16 protein-coding genes, 1 other RNA gene and 2 pseudogenes are annotated in these 20,086 nt (G+C 65.9%); 13 read left to right on the forward strand and 6 right to left on the reverse strand.

The features are described 5' to 3' along the window. Position 1: 1 nt before the first annotated feature. Positions 2-1,012, reverse strand: coding sequence for a TadE/TadG family type IV pilus assembly protein (locus tag GRZ55_RS19150; protein ID WP_169288563.1), 1,011 nt, complete (start codon positions 1,010-1,012; stop codon positions 2-4). A 146-nt stretch (positions 1,013-1,158) separates the two neighbouring features. On the opposite strand from GRZ55_RS19150, the gene GRZ55_RS19155 reads away from it, so the two are divergent. Beyond that, complete coding sequence (locus GRZ55_RS19155) at positions 1,159-1,557, forward strand: CrcB family protein (protein ID WP_169288564.1); 399 nt, start codon at positions 1,159-1,161, stop codon at positions 1,555-1,557. Beyond that, the gene (locus GRZ55_RS19160) at positions 1,554-1,958 is read left to right on the forward strand and encodes a CrcB family protein (protein WP_368856647.1); all 405 of its coding nucleotides are present in this window, start codon (positions 1,554-1,556) and stop codon (positions 1,956-1,958) included. The genes GRZ55_RS19155 and GRZ55_RS19160 overlap by 4 nt, the downstream gene beginning before the upstream one ends. On the opposite strand, the gene GRZ55_RS19165 is transcribed toward GRZ55_RS19160, so the two are convergent. The 3 genes from GRZ55_RS19165 to GRZ55_RS19175 all read right to left on the reverse strand — a co-directional run bounded on the left by GRZ55_RS19165 (position 1,933) and on the right by GRZ55_RS19175 (position 4,216). Beyond that, positions 1,933-2,973: a DUF4424 domain-containing protein gene (locus GRZ55_RS19165; RefSeq protein ID WP_169288565.1), complete on the reverse strand. Its 1,041-nt coding sequence runs from the start codon at positions 2,971-2,973 to the stop codon at positions 1,933-1,935. The genes GRZ55_RS19160 and GRZ55_RS19165 overlap by 26 nt on opposite strands. Positions 2,974-3,000: 27 nt before the next feature. Then, the gene (locus GRZ55_RS19170) at positions 3,001-3,795 is read right to left on the reverse strand and encodes a thymidylate synthase (RefSeq protein ID WP_169288566.1); all 795 of its coding nucleotides are present in this window, start codon (positions 3,793-3,795) and stop codon (positions 3,001-3,003) included. Positions 3,796-3,904: 109 nt separating this feature from the next. Continuing rightward, a complete protein-coding gene (locus tag GRZ55_RS19175; RefSeq protein ID WP_169288567.1) occupies positions 3,905-4,216 on the reverse strand; it encodes a DUF2853 family protein in 312 nt (103 codons plus the stop codon). A gap of 63 nt (positions 4,217-4,279) precedes the next feature. On the opposite strand from GRZ55_RS19175, the gene ssrA reads away from it, so the two are divergent. The 4 genes from ssrA to GRZ55_RS19195 all read left to right on the forward strand — a co-directional run bounded on the left by ssrA (position 4,280) and on the right by GRZ55_RS19195 (position 5,712). Beyond that, positions 4,280-4,634, forward strand: a transfer-messenger RNA (tmRNA) gene (gene ssrA, locus GRZ55_RS19180). 109 nt (positions 4,635-4,743) lie between these two features. Next, complete coding sequence (locus tag GRZ55_RS19185; RefSeq protein ID WP_169288568.1) at positions 4,744-5,298, forward strand: SspB family protein; 555 nt, start codon at positions 4,744-4,746, stop codon at positions 5,296-5,298. A 10-nt stretch (positions 5,299-5,308) separates the two neighbouring features. Further along, positions 5,309-5,500, forward strand: a complete 192-nt coding sequence (locus GRZ55_RS19190) for a DUF4169 family protein (RefSeq protein WP_169288569.1) — start codon at positions 5,309-5,311, stop codon at positions 5,498-5,500. Next, complete coding sequence (locus GRZ55_RS19195; RefSeq protein ID WP_169288570.1) at positions 5,497-5,712, forward strand: ribbon-helix-helix domain-containing protein; 216 nt, start codon at positions 5,497-5,499, stop codon at positions 5,710-5,712. The genes GRZ55_RS19190 and GRZ55_RS19195 overlap by 4 nt, the downstream gene beginning before the upstream one ends. Positions 5,713-5,726: 14 nt before the next feature. On the opposite strand, the gene GRZ55_RS19200 is transcribed toward GRZ55_RS19195, so the two are convergent. Together GRZ55_RS19200 and GRZ55_RS19205 are read right to left on the reverse strand one after the other, a co-directional pair. Further along, on the reverse strand, positions 5,727-9,590 hold the full coding sequence (locus GRZ55_RS19200; RefSeq protein ID WP_256379819.1) for an AsmA-like C-terminal region-containing protein: 3,864 nt from the start codon (positions 9,588-9,590) through the stop codon (positions 5,727-5,729). Between the two features lie 94 nt (positions 9,591-9,684). After that, positions 9,685-11,109, reverse strand: coding sequence for an FAD-binding oxidoreductase (locus GRZ55_RS19205; protein ID WP_169288572.1), 1,425 nt, complete (start codon positions 11,107-11,109; stop codon positions 9,685-9,687). A 125-nt stretch (positions 11,110-11,234) separates the two neighbouring features. On the opposite strand from GRZ55_RS19205, the gene GRZ55_RS19210 reads away from it, so the two are divergent. From GRZ55_RS19210 to GRZ55_RS19240, 7 genes and pseudogenes are all read left to right on the forward strand, one after another. After that, entirely contained in the window at positions 11,235-11,723 is a 489-nt protein-coding gene (locus GRZ55_RS19210; RefSeq protein ID WP_169288573.1) for a thioesterase family protein, read from the forward strand. Between the two features lie 492 nt (positions 11,724-12,215). Next, on the forward strand, positions 12,216-13,382 hold the full coding sequence (locus tag GRZ55_RS19215; RefSeq protein ID WP_169288574.1) for a PAS domain-containing protein: 1,167 nt from the start codon (positions 12,216-12,218) through the stop codon (positions 13,380-13,382). 58 nt (positions 13,383-13,440) lie between these two features. Beyond that, positions 13,441-13,647, forward strand: a pseudogene (locus GRZ55_RS23490) (response regulator); the annotation flags it as partial. A 306-nt stretch (positions 13,648-13,953) separates the two neighbouring features. Next, on the forward strand, positions 13,954-14,970 hold the full coding sequence (locus GRZ55_RS19225; RefSeq protein ID WP_169288575.1) for a phosphotransferase: 1,017 nt from the start codon (positions 13,954-13,956) through the stop codon (positions 14,968-14,970). Between the two features lie 59 nt (positions 14,971-15,029). Continuing rightward, on the forward strand, positions 15,030-17,816 hold the full coding sequence (locus tag GRZ55_RS19230; RefSeq protein ID WP_169288576.1) for an ATP-dependent helicase: 2,787 nt from the start codon (positions 15,030-15,032) through the stop codon (positions 17,814-17,816). Between the two features lie 3 nt (positions 17,817-17,819). Continuing rightward, complete coding sequence (locus tag GRZ55_RS19235) at positions 17,820-18,740, forward strand: hypothetical protein (protein WP_169288577.1); 921 nt, start codon at positions 17,820-17,822, stop codon at positions 18,738-18,740. Between the two features lie 1,106 nt (positions 18,741-19,846). Beyond that, positions 19,847-20,086 (forward strand): annotated as a pseudogene (locus GRZ55_RS19240) (hypothetical protein); the annotation flags it as partial.

Genomic DNA, 20,086 nt, shown 5'->3' on the forward strand with positions numbered 1-20,086 from the left:
CTCAGCGGATCAGCCGCACCGAACGTTCGCCGACCTGTTCCATCACCGGACATTCCACGATGACGCGGATGTCGTCATAGTCGCGATCCGTCCAGCCGAGGCCGGGCGGCCGGTCCTCCCAGCCGTAATACATGTATTTGCCCGACGCGCAGGGTTGGTTGGCCCGCTGAGGCGTGCGGTTGACACCCTCCGGGATGACGCCGCCCTGGCTGACCGGCCGGCATTCGTTCAGGTTCCTGCACAGAACCGTCTCCAGGATCTGGTAGCCGCCGAGATCATATTGCGGCAGTCCCTGATCGTAGACCGTGTCGGTATGGAACTCGTAGCGTTCGACACCCGTCTGGCGGTCCCACAGATGCGGCTGCAGCCGGGCATTGCGTACGTTCACGAGGCGATAGCTCAGATTCTCGCCCGATTCGCATTGCGGCATCGCGAACTCGGCATAGTTGGTGCCGGCATTGTCGGCCATGGCGCGCATCTGCGTGCGCCCCTTGGTCTCGGGGTCGTTCTTCTTGTCCTTGTCGAAACAGTAGACATAGATGCGGTTGTAGTCGGAAGCCTCCGGATCGAGGTCGGCCACTGCCGGCTCCTTGTAGACCCAGCGGGGCTCCGCGATCCGCGCGACCGAAAGGGTGGCGATGTCGACAAAATCGCCATAGCCGGGCAGCGCGCCGAGGATCGTGGTGGGCACGCGCGCCGTCACATGGACCTGGAAATCCGCGTCATTGATCCATCGCGTGTCGATGGCGAGATTGTCGAGCCAGTAGCCATGTCCCCAGCGCTCGGCCGTGGCGTGGCGGAAATGCGCCACCAGATGCGCCACATTGCCGTCCTTGCCCTGCTGCACGCCCGACAGCGCAAGGCTGTCGCCCTCGGCCTGCACCAGGCTCTTGGCGTTCACCGCCCGTGCGTAATCGACGGCCAGGCCGACCGCCCCCAGAATCGGAATCAGCCCGACCCCGAAGACCACGGCCATGTTGCCCTTTCGGCACCCCAGGAACCGCTTGATCACCCGTTCTCTCCCTTGTCTCGACGGGCAGTCTAGCGCCAGATTTTCAACATAGGGTTTGGACGCTCGTCCGGATTTTTGCATTTGCCCCAAGTCCCGGTTAACCCTTTCAAAGAAAGGCGCGTCGGCAGGTCGGGCAGCGGGTGGGAATGGACGAACTGGGCAGTCTTCACATCGTCGCCGTCTTCATCGGCGGCGCCGTCGGCGGCGCGGCGCGCTTTGCAGTATCCGGCTTCATCGAGCGCCTCACCGGCGCCGGGTTCCCGTGGGGCACGCTGGCCGTCAATGTCAGCGGATCGCCCCTCGTGGGGGCGCTGGCCGCCCTCTTCATCACCGAGGTCGCCGCGGGCTCGCACGCCCTGCCCTGGACGCTGATGGTCATCGGCATCTTGGGCAGCTACACGACCGTGTCGTCCTTTTCGCTCCAGACCCTGGTTCTCGCCCGTGGCGGGCGCCCCGCCGCCGCGCTCGCCAACGTTCTGGCCTCGCTCGGGCTCTGCCTGGCTGCGGCGGCCGCCGGCTTCTGGCTCCTGGGCGGCTTCGCGTGAGCCCGGCCGGTCTCGCCATGGTGGGCCTCGGCGCGGGACTGGGGGCGGTGGCGCGCCTGCTGGTTTCTTTCGCGGCGCTGGCAGTGCTGGGACCGGGCTTCGCCTGGGGCACGCTTGCCGCCAATGTGCTCGGCTCGTTCCTGATCTGCCTTTATGTCGGCACCGCCCCGCCGCCGGGCCCGGGTGAGCGTTCCGTCCATCTCGACCGGTTCGTGGTGCCGGGTTTCTGCGGCGGGTTCACCACCTTCTCGATCTTCAGCCTGGAAACGCTGCTGCTCGCCGTCGAGGGGTTCGCGGCTGCGGCCGTCTATGTCGCGGCATCGCTCTTGCTCTGGCTTGCCGCCGGCTGGGCAGGTTTCTTGCTGGCGGGCAGGGTCACGGCTGGTCGAGCCGCCGCATGATCAGGAATTCCAGATCCCGCGCGGGATAGAAATCCTCCTTGACCATCCGGAACGTCGTCGGGCCGATCTTCTCGACCCCCTCTCCGCAGAAGCTGATGAAGTTTTCCGGCGCGCCCTTGTCGACCGTCAGCGTGAAGCGGCCGATCGTGCCCGCCCAGTTGCCGCCTGTCGTCAGCACATACGAGATCCAGGCCTCCGAGAAGGGCGGGTAATCGGCGCCGCTCTGCCGCGTGGCATTCTCGAGCGCCCGCAGGAACGAGCCTTCCAGGCAGTAGCGTCGCTGGTAACCCTCCAGATCGTAGCCGCCGGGCGTCCCGTCATTCTCGAGAAAACTCGCGCCCGCCGTGCCGCCCACGCTCGGCGTGTAGCGGTGCGACACGCGCATGCGCGCATCCCCGGGAAAGGTCGACCACCACCAATAGGTCGCGCGCAGGCTCCACAGCGGCCAGTAATGGTCGACCCGCGTGTCGTCATCCTCGTAGAAGTCGTGGTGCAGCATGCCGCGGGCGATCCAGTCCGCCTTCGTGGCATCGTCGAGCTCGGCCAGCTGGGCATCGATGCCGGGCGCCAGATGGTTGACCGGAATTCCGGCCGCAAGCAGCTCCTCCGTCACGTCCAGGCCGGCCGCGCTCGCGCGCATCTCCAGATTGGGCTCGACCGGTGTCCCGTCGATCTCGACGGAAAAGCCGAAAATATTGTCGCCGGGCGTCACATCCTCGCCGAGCCAGGGCGTCGCCACCATCGTATAGGGGCTGGAGGGGATCTCCGGCATGGGGAAGGCCACGATCGAGCGGACATCCTCTTCCGTGCGGTTGCGGAAGACATAGTCGACCCTGATCTCGTCCATCGAGATGAAGAGGTCTTCCTCTTCCATCTCGATCGCATCGCTGCGCACGAAGACGAGACCGCCCGTCCTGAGTTCGGCCGCCGTGTCGTTGGCCCGCGCCGTGACGAGCCCGCCGCTGGAAAGGAGCGCAAGCGCCAGCGCCACCCTGAGGAACCTGTTCGCGTTCATCTGCCCGCCTCCACCCCGTGATGCCAGCTAAACCGCCACCGGCGCCTTGATATGCGCATCGGCCTCGTAGCCGACCAGTTCGAAATCCTCGTAGCGGAAGGCGAAGAGATCGCGGATCTGCGGGTTGATGCGCATCTCCGGCAGCGTCTTCGGGCTGCGCTGCAACTGCAGCCGCGCCTGCTCGAAATGGTTGGAATAGATATGCGCGTCACCCAGCGTGTGGATGAACGCGCCCGGCTTCAGCCCGCTCACCTGCGCCACCATCATGGTGAGCAGCGCATAGGAGGCGATGTTGAACGGCACGCCCAGGAAAATGTCGGCCGAGCGCTGGTAGAGCTGGCACGACAGCCTGCCCTCCGTCACGTTGAACTGGAACAGACAATGGCACGGCGGCAGCGCCATGCGGTCGATCTCGGCCGGGTTCCAGGCGGTCACGATCAGCCGGCGCGAATTCGGATTGGTGCGGATCTCCTCCAGAAGCCACGCGATCTGGTCGATCTGGCGCCCGTCCGGTGCCGGCCAGGACCGCCACTGCGCGCCATAGACCGGGCCGAGCTCGCCCTTCTCGTCCGCCCAGTCGTCCCAGATCGAGACGCCGTTTTCCTTCAGATAGGCGATGTTGGTCTCGCCCTTCAGGAACCACAGAAGCTCGTGGATGATCGATCTCAGATGCAGCTTCTTGGTCGTCACCAGCGGGAACCCCTCGGCGAGGTCGAAGCGCATCTGATGGCCGAAGACCGAGCGCGTGCCCGTGCCCGTCCGGTCGCCGCGATCGGTGCCGTTCTTCATCACATGGTCGAGAAGGTCGAGATATTGCCGCATGGTTCCGCCGTCGATTCCGTCTGCCGCCACCATACGCCCATCGCGGTTCCCTTGGCAGAAGAATCTCTTTGGTCCGCGCAACAGCGATGTGGATATCGCACGCGCCGCCTCAGATTCGATCCAGCCGGTCCAGATGCTTCGCGCAGAGATAGTAGAAGGTCACACGGTCGGCATGGCCATCGCGCGAGAGCGTCTGCGCCACCCGTTCGACGGCCGCCCTGGCCAGCCCGAAATCGTCGACGCGCAACCGGTTGCGGCACCAGTTCTTGGCCACGCGATCGAGCTCCTCCTCCGCGTCGCAGGTCACCGTCGCCGAAGCCGGGTTGCGAAGCGCCACGCCCAGATGCTTCACGATCCGTTCGACCACGTCGTCCTCCGCCAGCGCATCGTAGCGCCGGACATCCTCCAGATGGCTGTTCATTCGCGTCCTCGTACTGCCCCGCCGGCCCCTCTAAACGCCAGGAGGTGTGTCGAGATCAAGAGGGGGCTTTGCAGCGCCCTCGCCCGCCCCTATATGTGTGGTGTCGGTTTTACCGACTATGGCGATAAACGGACGTTGGAATAAACCCATCGGACCCGGGGGCAGTGCCCGGCGCCTCCACCACGAACCGCTTGTCCGGCGGCTGGTGATGGGGGCGAAACAGGATCGACGAGGGCGTAAAGAACGAACTTTCGCTCGGCATGGTAGCCACCGTTATCGGGCCAAACTTGTAGTTGCAAACGACAACTATGCGGAAGCACGTCTCGCCGCGTAAGCAGCGCGACAGCTTCAATTCAAGCCCTAGTGGTTCGCACTTCTAGGCGGGGTTCGGAGGTACCTGGCAACAGAAACCTCCACTATTCCCCCTCCGCTTCGCCATCTGCCTGCCCGCGCCGCCAATCCACGGTTTACGCGGCCCGAAAGCTTCATTACATCAGGGTCAGTTCGATTCAGGAAAGCCGGCTGCGATGCCCGAAGATCACATCCGCTACGACATTCTGGCCCAGGAGGCGCTTCGTGGCGTGATGCGCAAGGTGCTGGGCGAGGTCGCGCGCACGGGCTTGCCCGGCAACCACCATTTCTTCATCACCTTCCTGACCGGGGCGCCCGGTGTGCGCGTGTCGTCGCGCCTGCGCGAGCGTTATCCCGAACAGATGACCATCGTGATCCAGTACCAGTATTGGGATCTCAAGGTCACCGATGTCGGTTTCGAGATCGGCCTGTCCTTCTCCGACATTCCCGAGAAGCTGGAAATCCCCTTCACCGCGGTCCGCGGCTTCTACGATCCCTCGGTCAATTTCGAGCTCGAATTCGACGTGAAGCCCGAAGACGTCTCCGACACCGGGGAAGACGAGCCGGTCGAGGAGATCGAAACGTCCACGGCCGGTCCCATCGCGTCGATCGCGGAAAGCAAGCTCCCCGCCCCCGCGGCGTCGGACGAAAAGGAAAAGCCCGCTGGCGAAGAAGGCGACAGCCAGGGCGGCGCCCAGGTCGTTTCGCTGGATTCCTTCCGCAAGAAATAGGACCCGACGGTTGGCCGAGATCGTCAACCTGCGCACCGCCCGCAAGCGCGCCGCCCGAGACCGCAAGGCGGCCGAGGCCGAGCAGAACCGTGCCCGTCACGGCGAGACCACCGCCGAACGTTCTGCACGTAGGCTTGCGGCCGAACGCGCCGAAAATCTGGCCGAGGGTCATCGCCGGGACCGGACCGACACCGCCGAATGAGCGCCGTCGTCAAGCGCTCCGTGTCCATCCGGGGCCACCGCACCAGCATCTCGCTCGAAGAGCCGTTCTACGAGGAACTCGAGCGCATCGCGCGCCGGCGTGACATGGCCATCGCCGCCCTGATCGCCCATATCGATGAAAACCGGCCGCCCGACACCAACCTGTCCTCGGCGATACGGCTTTATGTGCTGGATGATCTGCGCGGCCGCTGAGGCGGCCATCTGCCTCAATTGCCGACCGACAGGCCGGAAAGCCCCTCCGGCGAGAGCGTCTCGGGCCGGAACAGCGGAGCGTTACCCGCGGCCGGGGCGCGCGGCGGCACCGCCTCGTCGAGCCGGCTCTCCTGCAGGCGCAGGATGCTCTCTATGTCGGTCTCCAGCTGGCGGCGGCGTTCTTCTTCGGCGCGCGCCTCTTCCTCGGCCTGCCGGCGGGCCTCTTCGACGCGCCGGCGCTCCTGCTCCAGCCTGATCTCGGCTTCCTGCTGGGCGCGCCGCCTTGCCTCTTCGTCCTCGATGCGCCGCGCCTCCTCTTCGGCCTGGCGCCGCGTGGCATCGATGCGCCRGCGTTCCTCGGCTTCCGCCCGGCGTCTGATCTCTTCCTCCAGCATGCGCTGGGCTTCCTCTTCCGCCTGGCGGCGTTCGGCCTCGCGGTCAAGCCGCTCCTGGCGCAGCGAGGCGAAGTAGCGGACCTCGCGGCGGATGCGCTGTTGCTCCAGAAGCCCCGCCTGCATGTCTTCCACCCGCTGCTGCTCGCGCTCGAGCGCCCTCTGGGTCAGGAAGCGTGCCAGCGGTTCGGTATCGATGTCGACCCGCATGGCGGCGAGCGGCCCCCGCGCGAGAAGCCGCACCGCCGGATCGGATCCCACCAGCGCGTCTTCGCCGGCATCGAACTGCACGGTGGCATCGGCATGCGCCGTGCCTTCGGCGATATCCAGGCCCAGCTCGGTCGTGATCCGCACTCCCGGCGCCTCGATCTGCACCGGCGGCACGCGCAGCGTGCCCCCCGCCACGGAGAAGGCGAATTCCACCTCCCCGGCCTGAAGCGCCCCGTCCTGCACGATCCGGGGTGCGAATTCGGGCACGACTCCCTCTTCCACGTCGCGTCCCAGGGCATCGGCAACGGCCAGGAGGGCGGGCAGCGCGTCCGGCGCCACGCCCTCGATGCGCATCCCGCTGACCTGGATCGTCCCCGAACCCGCCAGCGCGGAAGCCATGGCGTCGAAGGATTTGCCGGTGCTGCTCAGCGTCGCCGTCAGGCCGGTGTCGCCGGCGATGGCGCCCTGCGGCAGGAGTTGTGTCGCCTCCGCGCCCTCCAGCCGCAGCTGCGCGGACAACAGTCCCTCGCCGGCATCGTTGCGCAGTTCGGCAAGCCCGCTCAGCCTGCCGCCGAAGGCCGCCGCGTCCAGATTGGCGATCGACACGCCGTCGCGCGCCAGCCTGACGCCCATGCGCGCATCCTGCAGCCATTCCGCGCCGCCCAGCAGCGTCCGTTCCACGGTAAGGTCGACATCCGCCGTCATCGGCATGTCGACCCGCTGGCGAAACGGCGCGGACGGCCACGTCGCCCCGTTGGTCTGGTGGGCCTCGGCGCCGAACAGCGTTTCCGTCACCAGGCCGAGATCGATCGCCGACAGATGCGCCTCGCCCGTCACATGCGCCAGCCCGCCCCGGTTCTCGGCGTTGAGCTCGCCATTGATACGTGTGCCTGCCAGTTCGCCGTCCAGTTCGGTCAGGACGAGCAGACCCTCCGTATAGTCGAGCTCCGCCTGCAGCTGCACCGGCAGGACGACGTCGAAGCCGACCAGCGGCACCGCCGCCGCCATCAGGAACGGCGCCAGATCGGCCGACTGCAGCCGGCCCCTGCCCTTCGACGCGAAGCTGTCACCCTGCAGCCGCGCCTCGCCCTCGAAACTCGCCCGCGTCTCCTCGCCCGTCATGACCAGCCGGACGGCCGCGCCCACGTCGAGGCGGCCGTCGAGCGTCAGTTCGGCGCGCGCCGGCCCGGCAAAGCCTTCGAGCTCGCCCGGCAGGCCGACCAGCGCGAAGAGGTCGACCGCATCCTCCGCCGAAGCCTCCATGCTCGCCCTGAGCGCCGATGCCGCCAGCGTATGGTTCCAGTCCGGCGAGGAGGCCCGCATCGCCAGCTGGTTGCCGCCCAGCCTGCCTTGGATGCTGGCCGTCAGCGCCAGCGCCCCGCCATCACCCGCGCTGGTGCTGGCCTGAAGCACGAGATCGGCATCGCGGCCAAGCCCCGGATAGGCCTCGATCCGCCGCAGCATCTCGTGCACCGGCCGGTTGTCCGGCAGCCTCTCGGCGGCCAGCCGGATGAAGCGGGCCAGATCGTCGGCCGAAATCCGCGCCTCGATCGCGCCGCGCGGCGTGCCGGCGGGGTCGCGGATCTCGCCCGCCGCCTTGATGTCGGCACCCGCCAGCCCCTTCACGACAAGCCGCTCGACGGTGATCAGACCGTCCCGCAGCCGGAACGCCGTGTCCACCGATCCCGCCGTCACGCCCGCCATGTGCACGGCGTCGGCGCGGATGTCGAAGTCGAGGTCGTGATCTTCGACGCGGGTTTCCCCGCGGCCGCTGACGAAAAGCGAGGCAAACGCGCTCATGCCGTCGACGTCGAGCCCCTCGCCTTCCAGCCTGAGCGCCATCGAGGGGCGTGCGTCCTCCGGCTGCCGGTTGTCGATCTCGCCGCGGAAGACGGAATTGCCGAGCACCAGTTCCATGTCCGAAAAGCTCTGCTGCCGTTCCTGGAGCTGGACCTGGGCGCTGAAGCCAGCCGCCGGCAGGCGCCTTATCGCCTCGTCGACGTCGCGTGACAGCCAGGCCGCGAAGCCGGATGGCTGGTTGATCGCCATCAGCAGCGAGCCCGCAAAGCCGAGTTCCTCGCCGACGCTGAGTTCGCCGCTGGCCTCGAGCGCGGTGCGGCCGGGCAGCATCGCGTTGAGCGCAGCGATCCGCCAGCCGGCCTCGGAAGGCTCGGCCCGCAATCTGACCTCGCGGATCGTCGTGTCGCCCGCGATCACCGCCGGCAGGTCGAGTTCGACCGTCCCTGGGATGGTCGGCTTGGGCACCTGGTCGAGGAAGCGCCGCAGGGCCGCGAGCCGGTCTTCCAGCGTCGCCGCGCCGCCCGCCGCCTCGTCGACGCGCAGCTGCACGCCTTCGGCCGTGATGCGGAAGCGCGGTTCGGCGCCGAGCGACACCATCGCGCTGCCTTCCGCCGTATAGGGATCGTCGAGCGGCCCGGTCTCCAGCCGGAATTCATCCGACCGCAGGGCCCGGTGATCGGCGTGGAAACTTCCCGAGATGCGGTGGGCTGCCGCCCCCGCCGGTCTCTCGCCTGCCGTCGCGCTGTGCGCGGCGAGACGGAACTGGCCCTCATAACTCAGCCTGCCCTCGTCGGAGACGTCGGCCTGGCCTTCCATCTCCAGCGCCAGCGGATAGTCGGACGGTTCGGCACGGAATCGCACCCGGAAGGGCGCATCGGGTTCGGCCGTGCCCGTATTCACCGTCATCGCGGTCGCCACCCCGTCGATCGTCATCGTCCCGCTCGCCCGCCACGGGCCGGCAAGCGTGCGCGCGGTGAGATCGGCATTGATCTCGGCCAGCACATGCTCGCGCCCGCCCGCCTGGTTGCGCACCACCACCCGCCCGTCCGTCAGCGAAAGGCTCTCGACGGATATGCTGCGCGGGTCGATCTGGGTGTTGGGCCGCACGGCCCAGTCGAGCATGCCGTCCTCGTCGAGCGTGACGGTCACCTCCGGCCGTTCCAGCCGCATGTCGAAGATCAGCACCTCGCCGCTGAGGAAGGGCGCCAGTTCGGCATCCATCGAGAAACGCTCGATGGTCATCGCCGTCTCGCCGTTCGGCCCGGTCACCAGCACGTCGTTGAAGGTCACGGAAGGAAACGGCAGGAGCCGCGCCGACGCGCTGCCCCGCACCTCGACGTCGCGCCCCAGGATGCGGCTTGCCTCGCGCTCGAAGGCGGCGCGATAGCTGGTCCAGTCGATGAACGGCGGAATGACAAGCGCCGCCGTCAGCGCCAGCACGATCAGCCCGCCAATGGCGACGAATAGTCGGGCCAGTTGCCTTCTCCCGCTTCAACCCCTTGGTCGGAAAGCCATTCTATCTACATCAGCATGTCGATAAAGTGGCGATTGGTCGAGGGGCGCCAACCCCTCAGTCGAGCGCGCGTCCCGCGCCCATCAGCTTGCCGGGATTGAGAATCCCCTTCGGATCGAGCGCCTGCTTGATCGCCCGCATATACGCGAGCCCCGCTCCCGCCTCGATATCGAGAAAGGCCATCTTGCCCTGCCCGATCCCGTGCTCGCCGGTGCAGGTGCCGTCCATCGATATCGCGCGCATGTTGAGCCGTGCCACGAACGCTTCCGCGGCCTCGATCTCGGCCGCGCTCTCGGTATCGACCAGGATCATCACGTGGAAATTGCCGTCGCCGACATGGCCCACGATCGGCGCGATCAGGCCGGCCTCCGCGATGTCGGCTTCCGTCTCCACGATGCATTCGGCCAGCCTCGAGATCGGCACGCACACATCGGTGGTGATCGCCTTGGCGCCGGGCCTGAGGCCGAGCCCCGCCCAATAGGCATCGTGCCGGGCCTTCCACAGCTTCGCGCGCTCCTCGGCGACTTCCGTCCAGTGGAATGGCCCGCCGCCGAATTCGGCCGCTACGTCGCCGAAAGTCTCGGCCTGTTCCTTCACGCCGGCTTCTGTGCCGTGGAATTCGAGGAACAGGCAGGGGCCCTCCGGATAGGAAAGCTTGGAATAGGCGTTGATCGAGCGCATCCCGATGCCGTTGATCAGCTCGATGCGGGCCACTGGCACGCCCATCTGGATGGTCATGATCACCGCCTGGCAGGCCGCCTCGACGCTTGGAAACGGGCACACCCCGCCCGAGATCGCGGGCGGAATGCCCTGCAGCTTGAGCGTCAGCGAGGTGATGATGCCGAGTGTGCCCTCAGAGCCCACCAGCAGCCGCGTCAAATCGTACCCGGCCGAAGACTTGCGCGCCCGGTTCGCCGTCTTCACCAGCCGACCGTCCGCCATCACCGCCGTCAGCGCGATCACGTTCTCGCGCATCGTGCCGTAGCGCACGGCATTGGTGCCGGAAGCCCGCGTTGCGGCCATGCCGCCGAGGCTCGCATTGGCGCCCGGATCGATCGGGAAGAACAGCCCCGTATCGCGCAGATGCGCGTTCAGCGCCTCGCGCGTGACGCCGGGCTCCACCGTGCAGTCGAGATCGTCGCCATTGACGGAAAGCACCCGGTCCATGCGCGACAGATCGAGCGAGATGCCGCCGCCCGGCGCGTTGACGTGGCCCTCGAGCGAGGTGCCTGTGCCAAAGGCGATGACCGGCACGCGGTGCTCCGCACAGATGCGCACCACGTCCTGCACGTCCTCCACCGTCTCGGCGAAAGCCACGCCGTCGGGGGCCTGAACGGGGATATAGCTGGTCGTGTGGGCGTGCTGCTCGCGCACCGCCTGGCCGGTCTGGAATTTCTCGCCCAGACGCTGCTTGAGGATACCGAGCACCGTCTCGATGCCGCTTTCGTTGCGCTCGACCGGCTGAAGCTGCGCCAATGCCATGAGGTCCTCCTTCGTGGGCGGTCCACCTTTTCCCCCGCGCGAAGCACGATTGCAATAGCACGCCAAATGGTCAAAACCGGTTCTGCCGGCGGGGCCGGCGTGCGGTTCCGACAGGAGGAAGAAGTATGAGCGGGCAGGTTCCCTTCGTCTCCAGCCAGATGGAAGTGATCGAGGACTGGATCGACTACAATGGCCACCTCAACATGGCCTATTACAACGTCCTCTTCGACCGTGGCGCCGACGAGGCCTTCGCGCTTCTCGGCATGGGTCCCGACTATGCCCGTGATCGCAAGCTGACCACCTACACGGCCGAAATCCACGTCTGCTACGTCCGCGAGCTTCATCTGGGGCACAGGGTGCACAGTTCCCTCCAGCTTCTCGATCATGACGAGAAGCGGTTTCACTACTTTCAGGAACTCCTGCACGAGGACGGGTGGCTGGCCGCCACGTCCGAGGTGCTGACCCTGCATGTCGACATGACCGGTCCCCGGGTTGCTCCCTTCCCGCCCGACATCATGTCGCGTCTGGAAGACATGCGTGCGGCCCACGCCGCGCTCCCGAGCCCCGAACGGGCGGGACGTTCCATCGGCATTCGCCGCAAGGCTCCCGGCTGACCCCGGACCCGCCCGTTAACCATGTTCTGATTGGCCGGCCTTTTTCACAAATTTTGCGGATCAAGTACGTTGCCTCGTCGTTTTCGCAAGGCAAGCTGATGCCCATTGGGGAGCGATTCGCATCCAACCGGTAGGAAGAAGCATGATGCCTGATCAGGTTTCCCGCAGGGCGCGCGAGCTGGCCCTTGATCCCGCCTTGAGCGATTATGAAGTCTGGAGAACTCTCAGGTCCGTCCGCGGCCAGATCTATACTCTGGAGCGTGAAGGATACCCGATTCCGATCCGCCTTCTCTATGCGCGAAAGTCCCTGGAGCTGGCCAACCGGAACCGCGGGAATCCCGACTGAAGGCGGGCCTTCTCCAGCTGGGGCAGCGACCTCAAACGCCTGCATGAGGTGCGATCTCGGGTCGCAGCGTCGCATTTTCGATGAACCATTTCGCCCCTTTGTCCGTTGAATGTCCCGGAGATTGTAGACAGCTGGGGTAAACCCGAATGAATGACAGGCGACCGACCGATGGCGCCGACGATTGGCGCATGACCGACCGGCTCCATGCGCAGCACGGCAAGGGCGACCCCTTTGCCGCCGCGATGCGCGCGACCCGCATGTCGATGATCATCACCGATCCGCGTCAGCCGGACAATCCGATCGTTTACTGCAACAATTCCTTCCTCAAGCTCACGGGCTATGAGCGCGAAGAGGTCATGGGCAGGAACTGCCGCTTCCTGCAGGGCCCCGACACGGACAGTGGGTCGGTCGACACCATTCGTTCTGCTCTGGAGAACCTGAGCGACGTCGCGATCGACATCCTCAACTACCGCAAGGACGGCACCCCTTTCTGGAATGCCCTGTACATCAGCCCGGTCATCGACGAGACCGGCGAACTGCAGTTCTTCTTTGCCTCGCAGCTGGATGTCACGGACCGCAAGGACAGTGAACTCCAGGTGCGCAAGGAGAAGGAGCGCTTTGAGAAAGCGGTCCAGGAGCGCACCGCCGAGCTGCAGGAGGCCTTGCACAAGCAGACCGTCTTGGCCCACGAGATCGATCATCGGGTGAAGAACAACCTCCAGATGATCGCTTCGCTCGTCATCATGCAGAGCCGGTCGATCAAGGACCCCGACACCCGTGATTCGCTCAAGGCGATGCTGGCCCGCGTGGAAGCGCTCAGCACGGCGCATCGCCGCCTCTACCAGACCAAGGACACGACGAGTTTCGATCTCGGCGATTTCATCCGCGACCTGGTCGGCGATCTCGTATCGGCATTCGGCGAAGACGGGCTCGACCTGCGGTTGGAACTCGAACCCATCGACATGGCGGCCGACAAGGCCGCCCCGATCGCCCTCATCATCAACGAGTTGGTCACCAACGCGCTCAAGCACGCATTCGACGACCGCAAGGGCGGAACGCTCGGCATCAGCGTGTCGCGGCCGGACGGCGTGCTGCGCATCGAGGTGAGCGACGACGGCAAGGGCATGAATGGCACGGTCGACAAATCGTCCTTCGGACTGCGCCTCGTCAATTCGCTGGCCCGCCAGATCCAGGCCGATATCGAGTGGCTCGAAAACGGGCCCGGCACAAAGGTCCGGATCAATTTCACCGCTGACGGAGTTTACCGGGCGGCTGGCACGCAGTTGGCTGGTGAAACCCTTGGCGAGCGATGATGTGACCATGCCCAATCCGATTAGAGTGCTGATCGTCGAAGACGAGGCGCTGATAGCCATGGAACTTGAAGGACTGGTCGAGGATGCCGGCCACGAGGTTGCCGGTTGGGCGACGACCTTCGATGAGGCGCGTCAGCTCATCGAGGACGGCGAGCCCGATGTGGCCTTTGTCGACCTGCAACTGGCCGACGGCCAAAGCGGCATGGACGTGGCCCGTTACATCGCCGAGCATTACGGTTCGATGGTCGTCTTCATGACCGCCAATCCGCGCTGGCTGCCCGACGACCTCCTGGGCGCCGTGGGCGTGATGTCGAAGCCCTACACGATGAACGGGGTGCTCGCCCGCCCTGCGGTATCTGCACGAAGGCATCAGGAAACCCCCGCCGGTCTCCAAGCGCCCGTCTGGACTGACCCTGTCGCCGTCCTACTTGGCCGCCTGGGCGCCGACGACCGAATAGGTCCCCCCACCGGCCTTTGGCGCCGGGCACGGGAAAGGACCCGGCCGGTCCATCGCCGATTGCGCCCCGCGCCGCGGACCGCTAGGAAGCGGCCTTTGTGCTGCGGACATTCCATGAGCGAATTCGTCACGAGGCTCGTGCTCAAGCGCGACCTGTTTTCCGAAACCCGCAAGGGCCATCTGGCTTCGGCGCCCGACCGGCCGATGATCCGGCGCGACGTCTCGGCTGCGCCTGCCTGGTCGCGCCCGCTCGGCTGGCTGCTGGCGCGTCGCGAGATCGCCACCATGCGCGCGCTCGACGGCGTGCCCGGAACCCCGCATCTGGTCTCCGTCGATGCCGACGGCCTGTTGCGGACATGGACCGAGGGCGCGCCGCTGCATCTGGCCCGCCCCGCCGATCGCGCCTGGTATGCCGATGCGTTCCGGCTCCTGCGCGCGCTCAGGCGCGCCGGCATCACCCACAACGACCTCGCCAAGCCGCAGAACTGGCTGATGACGCCCGACGGCCGCGCCGCCATCATCGATTTCCAGCTCGCCTCCCGCCATCGCCGCCGCGGACCTTTCTACCGGCTGCTCGCCTATGAGGATTTCCGCCATCTGTTGAAGCAGATGCGCGCCTTCGCGCCCGAGCTGATGACGCCCACCGCAAAGCGCATCCTCAAGCGCCGTTCGCTGCCCAGCCGTATCTGGATGGCGACCGGCAAGAGGCTCTACAATCTTGTCACCCGCGGCATCTTCCGCTGGTCCGATGGCGAGGGCACGCATGACCGGCTGGATGCCGAAGGCCCGGCCATCCGCGCCGCCTTCCTCGCCGAAGGCGGTGTTTCCGACGTCGCCATCACCACCTACCCCCTGCCGCGCAAGGGTGTCGGCCTCTACGCCTTCGTGGAGACCGGCAGCCCCCTGCCCCCCGTCGAGACCAGCGCCGACATCGTCCAGCCCGTCCCTGCCCTGCCGCGCGACGCGCAGGGCCGCGCCCGCCTCGATCTCCTCGACCGCGTCGCCATGAACCAGACGCCGGAGCTGCCCGCCCTGATCGGGGACGATCCGGCCCTCGCCGCGATCATGGAACCGATCGTGGCCGGCCGGCGCAATTTCACCGACCGGCGCATCTCGCGGCTCGAGGGCTGAGCCCTTCACTTTTGCGCCCGCGTCTGGCCTTTGGCCCCCGAATCACTACATTCGGGCGGATGTCCGATTTTCCTGACGACCAGCCCTTCCCCGGCGACAGCAGCCCGCAGCCGCCCTCCGGCATCGCCGCGCGCGCCATGGCCGCCCGGCAGGGGCCCCGCCCCCCCGACTATCTCTCCGGCCTCAACCCGGAGCAGCGCCTGGCCGTCGAGACCACAGAGGGCCCTGTCCTCGTGCTGGCCGGTGCCGGCACCGGCAAGACGCGCGTGCTCACCACCCGCATCGCCCATATCCTGGCCACCGGCCGCGCCTGGCCCTCCCAGATTCTGGCCGTCACCTTCACCAACAAGGCTGCGCGCGAGATGAAGACGCGCATCGGCGTGCTGGTGGGCGAAGCGGTCGAGGGCATGCCCTGGCTCGGCACCTTCCATTCCATCGGCGTCAAGATCCTGCGCCGCCACGCCGAGCTCGCGGGCCTCAAATCGAGCTTCACCATCCTCGACACCGACGACCAGATCCGGCTTCTCAAGCAGATCATCCAGGCCGAGGGTCTGGACGACAAGCGCTGGCCGCCGCGCCAGTTCGCCCAGATGATCGACGGCTGGAAGAATAAGGGACTTTCGCCGACGGAAATCCCCGAGGGCGACGCCCGCGCCTTCGCCAACGGCAAGGGACGCGAACTCTACGCCGCCTATCAGGAGCGCCTGAAGGTGCTCAACGCCTGCGATTTCGGCGACCTTTTGTGCCACCCGATCCGCATCCTGCGCGACAACCCCGACGTGCTGGCCGACTACCACCGCCGCTTCAAATACATCCTCGTCGACGAGTACCAGGACACCAACACCGCCCAGTACATGTGGCTGCGGCTGCTTGCGCAACGGCCGGCGGCAAAGAACCCCTCATCCGGCCCTTCGGGCCACCTTCTCCCACAAGGGGAGAAGGAGGGGCGCGGCACCGCGGCAGTCTCCCCTTCTCCCCTTGTGGGAGAAGGTGGATCGGCGCGCAGCGCCGAGACGGATGAGGGGTATCGATCCAATGACCACCTCACGCCCGACCGGCCCGTGAGCGAAACAACGGCCGAAGGCCGAGCGCCAGACCGGGCGCCCGAGCTTATGCGAGGCCCCCGCGGAGCCGGTGAGCGCAGCGAACTCGGCGTGAGCGAAAACAGACAAACGCAAATCAACATTTGCTGCGTGGGCGACGACGACCAGTCGATCTATGGCTGGCGCGGGGCCGAGGTCGACAACATCCTGCGTTTCGAGAAGGATTTTCCCGGCGCCGCCGTCATCAAGCTGGAGCGCAACTACCGTTCCACCGCCCACATACTGGGGGCGGCCTCCCATCTCATCGCCCACAATGAGGGGCGGCTGGGCAAGACGCTCTTCACCGACGCCGCCGACCCCGACGACACCAAGGTCAATGTCCACGCCGCCTGGGACTCCGAGGAGGAGGCGCGTGCCGTCGGCGAGGAGATCGAGGCGCTCGAGCGCAAGGGCCACAACCTCAACGACATGGCGATCCTCGTGCGCGCCTCCTTCCAGATGCGCGAATTCGAGGACCGTTTCGTCACGCTCGGCCTCAACTACCGGGTCATCGGCGGCCCGCGTTTCTACGAACGCGCCGAGATCCGCGACGCCATGGCCTATTTCCGCGTCATCTGCCAGCCGGCCGACGATCTGGCTTTCGAGCGCATCGTCAACGTGCCCAAGCGCGGCCTGGGCGAAGCCGCCATCCGCCAGGTGCATGACGCCTCGCGGGCGCTTGGCATCCCCATGCTGGAGGCCGCCGCCAGACTTGCCGAATCCGACGAGCTGAAGCCCAAGCCGCGTGCCGCGCTGCGCCAGGTGGCGGCCAATTTCGCCCGCTGGTCGGAGCTTCTCGACAACACGCCCCACACGGAACTGGCCGAGATCGTCCTGGAGGAATCCGGCTACACCGAGATGTGGAAGAACGACCGCTCGGCCGAGGCGCCGGGCCGGCTCGACAACCTCAAGGAGCTGATCCGCTCCATGGAGGATTACGAATCGCTGCGCTCCTTCCTGGAGCACGTGGCGCTGGTCATGGACACCGAGCAGAACGCCGAGATGGACGCCGTCTCCATCATGACGCTGCATTCGGCCAAGGGTCTGGAATTCGAGACCGTCTTCCTGCCCGGCTGGGAGGAAGGCCTCTTCCCCCACCAGCGCGCCCTCGACGAGGGCGGCCGCTCAGGGCTGGAGGAAGAACGGCGCCTCGCCTATGTCGGGCTGACCCGCGCCAAGCAGAACCTCCACATCTGGTTCACCAGCAATCGCCGCATCCACGGTATGTGGCAGTCCACCATCCCCTCGCGTTTCCTCGACGAGCTGCCCGAGGCCCATGTCGAGGTGGCCGAGGCCGATTCTTCCTATGGCGGCTATGGCCGCGGCGGCGGCGGCTTTGGCGAATCCCGCCGCAACCCCTATGGCGCCTCGCGTTTCGACGATGTCGGCGCGAGCAGCGGCTCCGGCACATTCTCCAACACCTACGCCACCCCCGGCTGGGCCCGCGCGCAACAGAATCGCACCGAGGCCACCGACCGCAACTGGGGCTCGCGCTCCGGCCACGCGGTCGAACGCATCGGCTATGGCGAACCCGATTCCGGCTTCGGCGCCGGCCGTGGCTCGGTCAAGGCCCGCACCATAGAAGGCGAACTCGTCGCCCGCTCCGTCTCCGACACCCCCTCGCCCTTCAACATCGGAGACCGGGTCTTCCACCAGAAATTCGGCAACGGCAACGTGGCCTCCATCGACGGCAACAAGCTGACCATCGATTTCGACAAGGCGGGGCAGAAACGGGTGCTGGACGGGTTCGTGAAGGGGGTGTGAGGAATGGGATATGCGCTAACTAGCCCTGTCCTTGGAAATTGCTTCACCCATCCACTTACTGATGAAGAATTCGCAATCATTGAGCGCAGCCGTGAGTTCATTATAGATTACAGCTCTTTTGAAGAAACAATTCTTCAGACGATTTTTGCCTTGCAGGATTTTGAAGAATACCTTTTGCGATCTGCGCTACACGAACATCTATTTCCGATTGGGTTGTACGATTTCGAGGAAGATATGAGACTCCGGGGGAACTTAAGGGTCAATGCGCTCCTGAATTCGGTCGCTAGTATAAAAGATCAGTTCCCCAAGTTTCAGAAAGTCCCTGAACTGCGTCTTTTGCGTGATGATTTTTTGGAGCAATGGCATGAAGCACGAGCTTCCTCAGTCGCTTTCAATTTTTTCGAGCGACTGCGAAATCATGCCCAGCATGCCAGGCAACCGGTCAGTTTGGTCGTGGCAGGCGGGGGTTGGGACGAGAAACGATGTCAGGCGGAAACCAAATTTTCTGTCTACGTCGACGTTGACGCCGTCTGCAGCCATCGCGGTATTGGCGATGAAGAGGCAGATCGCTACCGGGACCACTTTGGAAAGAGTGCCGACATCAGTCTGATATTTCGTGAAACACTAGGTATAATTGGCACCATTGCGAAATACGCGCGGAGGCGGACAGAAAAAACTTTCAACCTTTGCTCTCAGGATTTGAAGAAATACATCGAAATCGGCGAGACATACCGACCAGATAGCAGACTAGCGCACAGCAACGTATCGTTTGTCGATGGCAAAAAAACTAGGAAGATCTTTGAGATTTTCCCAGAACTTTTGTCTCGCGCCTCCAGGCTGAGAGGCATGTTCCTGATGGAAAACAATGCGCGGCATTTCGTTTCTAATCGCGCGTACGGCCACAGGCCTGTGAGACCGAGTTGATCCGCATCTGATACGGCATGCCCTTCTCGGTGGCCGCGTCTTCAGCCTGGCGAGACTGCCCTTGGCGACCCCAGACGCCCCGCCGCTCGGTCTCCAGCGTCCGCCACCCCCACGCGTCGTCATCCTATGGCGAAGCAGGCCGCAGGCCGTCGCGGAGACCATAGGATCCATGCCTGAGTGGCTGATGCCACGCGGGGCTTCTGACCCGAGCCGCCATCTCTTGCCCCGTTCCGGCATGGATCCTCGGGTCAAGCCCGAGGATGACGAAGCGCGGGGGGAGTCGCCCACCCCTCACCCGCCGCTCCCCTCGACGACCCGCCCCAGCCTTCGTCATCCTAGGGCGAAGCAGGCCGAAGGCCGTCGCGCAGACCCTGGGATCCATGCCTGAGTGTCGGTGAGGCGCGGGGCTTCTGACCCCAGCCGCCATCCCTCCCCCGTTCCGGCATGGATCCTCGGGTCAAGCCCTAGGATGACGAAGCGCGGGGGGAGTCACCCACCCCTCACCCGCCGCTCCCCTCGACGACCCGCCCCAGCCTTCGTCATCCTAGGGCGAAGCAGGCCGAAGGCCGTCGCGAAGACCCTAGGATCCATGTCTGAACGGCACATGCCGCGCGGGGCTTACCCCTCATCCGTCTCGGCGCTGACGCAGCGCGACTCCCCTTCTCCCCTTGTGGGGTGAGGAGCGGTCGGCCGCAGGCCGATTGATCGGCAACGATTTGTCGATCAAAGCGACGAACGGTGGCCGACAACGAGCCGTGAGCATGGCGAACGGCGAGGCAGGAGGTCGGATGAGGGGTCTGCGGCCTCCCGATCCGCCCTCGTGGTTCGAGGCTGCGCCTCCGCTTCGCTGCGGCTTCGCACCTCACCATGAGGGCTGCCGGTGCGGCCCGCTTCGGCTGTAGCTCCCCAAGCTGCTGTCTGGGCGAGCCCAAAGCCCGGCGCCCACGTCTCAGCCCTCATCCTGAGGTGCGCAGCGAAGCGGAGCCTCGAAGGGCGAGGGCCAGCCGCGCCCGCTATTTCTCCGCCCCCTCTTTTTTTTGACGCCATCTGTCCACACCCCCAACCACCGCCCGCATACTCCCGGCGCCCAACCAACGGAGGCGGCGATGGACGGAACTGCGGCAATCGAGGCGAACCGGGCGGCACTCATCCGCATTGTCGCCATGCTGGTCGAGATGGCCGGGCTGGCCCAGCCCTCCACCTCCCCCTTGATGGGGGAGGTCGCGACGCAGTCGCGGGAGGGGGTGACCTTGAGGTCGCAACCCCCACCCGACGCTTCGCGTCGACCTCCCCACAAGGGGGAGGTAGAGCTCCGCGCGACCCTCCCCCGCCTGCTCTGGCGCGCG

The sequence above is a fragment of the Chelativorans sp. ZYF759 genome (assembly GCF_012911015.1).
Taxonomy (GTDB): Bacteria; Pseudomonadota; Alphaproteobacteria; order Rhizobiales; family Rhizobiaceae; genus ZYF759.

Coding starts and splice junctions, on each gene's coding strand:
- GRZ55_RS19165 (WP_169288565.1), bottom strand. CDS start 2,973: ATGAACGCGAACAGGTTCCTCAGGGTGGCGCTGGCGCTTGCGCTCCTT.
- GRZ55_RS19225 (WP_169288575.1), top strand. CDS start 13,954: ATGAGCGAATTCGTCACGAGGCTCGTGCTCAAGCGCGACCTGTTTTCC.
- GRZ55_RS19210 (WP_169288573.1), top strand. CDS start 11,235: ATGAGCGGGCAGGTTCCCTTCGTCTCCAGCCAGATGGAAGTGATCGAG.
- GRZ55_RS19205 (WP_169288572.1), bottom strand. CDS start 11,109: ATGGCATTGGCGCAGCTTCAGCCGGTCGAGCGCAACGAAAGCGGCATC.
- GRZ55_RS19195 (WP_169288570.1), top strand. CDS start 5,497: ATGAGCGCCGTCGTCAAGCGCTCCGTGTCCATCCGGGGCCACCGCACC.
- GRZ55_RS19175 (WP_169288567.1), bottom strand. CDS start 4,216: ATGAACAGCCATCTGGAGGATGTCCGGCGCTACGATGCGCTGGCGGAG.
- GRZ55_RS19230 (WP_169288576.1), top strand. CDS start 15,030: ATGTCCGATTTTCCTGACGACCAGCCCTTCCCCGGCGACAGCAGCCCG.
- GRZ55_RS19235 (WP_169288577.1), top strand. CDS start 17,820: ATGGGATATGCGCTAACTAGCCCTGTCCTTGGAAATTGCTTCACCCAT.
- GRZ55_RS19170 (WP_169288566.1), bottom strand. CDS start 3,795: ATGCGGCAATATCTCGACCTTCTCGACCATGTGATGAAGAACGGCACC.
- GRZ55_RS19155 (WP_169288564.1), top strand. CDS start 1,159: ATGGACGAACTGGGCAGTCTTCACATCGTCGCCGTCTTCATCGGCGGC.
- GRZ55_RS19185 (WP_169288568.1), top strand. CDS start 4,744: ATGCCCGAAGATCACATCCGCTACGACATTCTGGCCCAGGAGGCGCTT.
- GRZ55_RS19215 (WP_169288574.1), top strand. CDS start 12,216: ATGAATGACAGGCGACCGACCGATGGCGCCGACGATTGGCGCATGACC.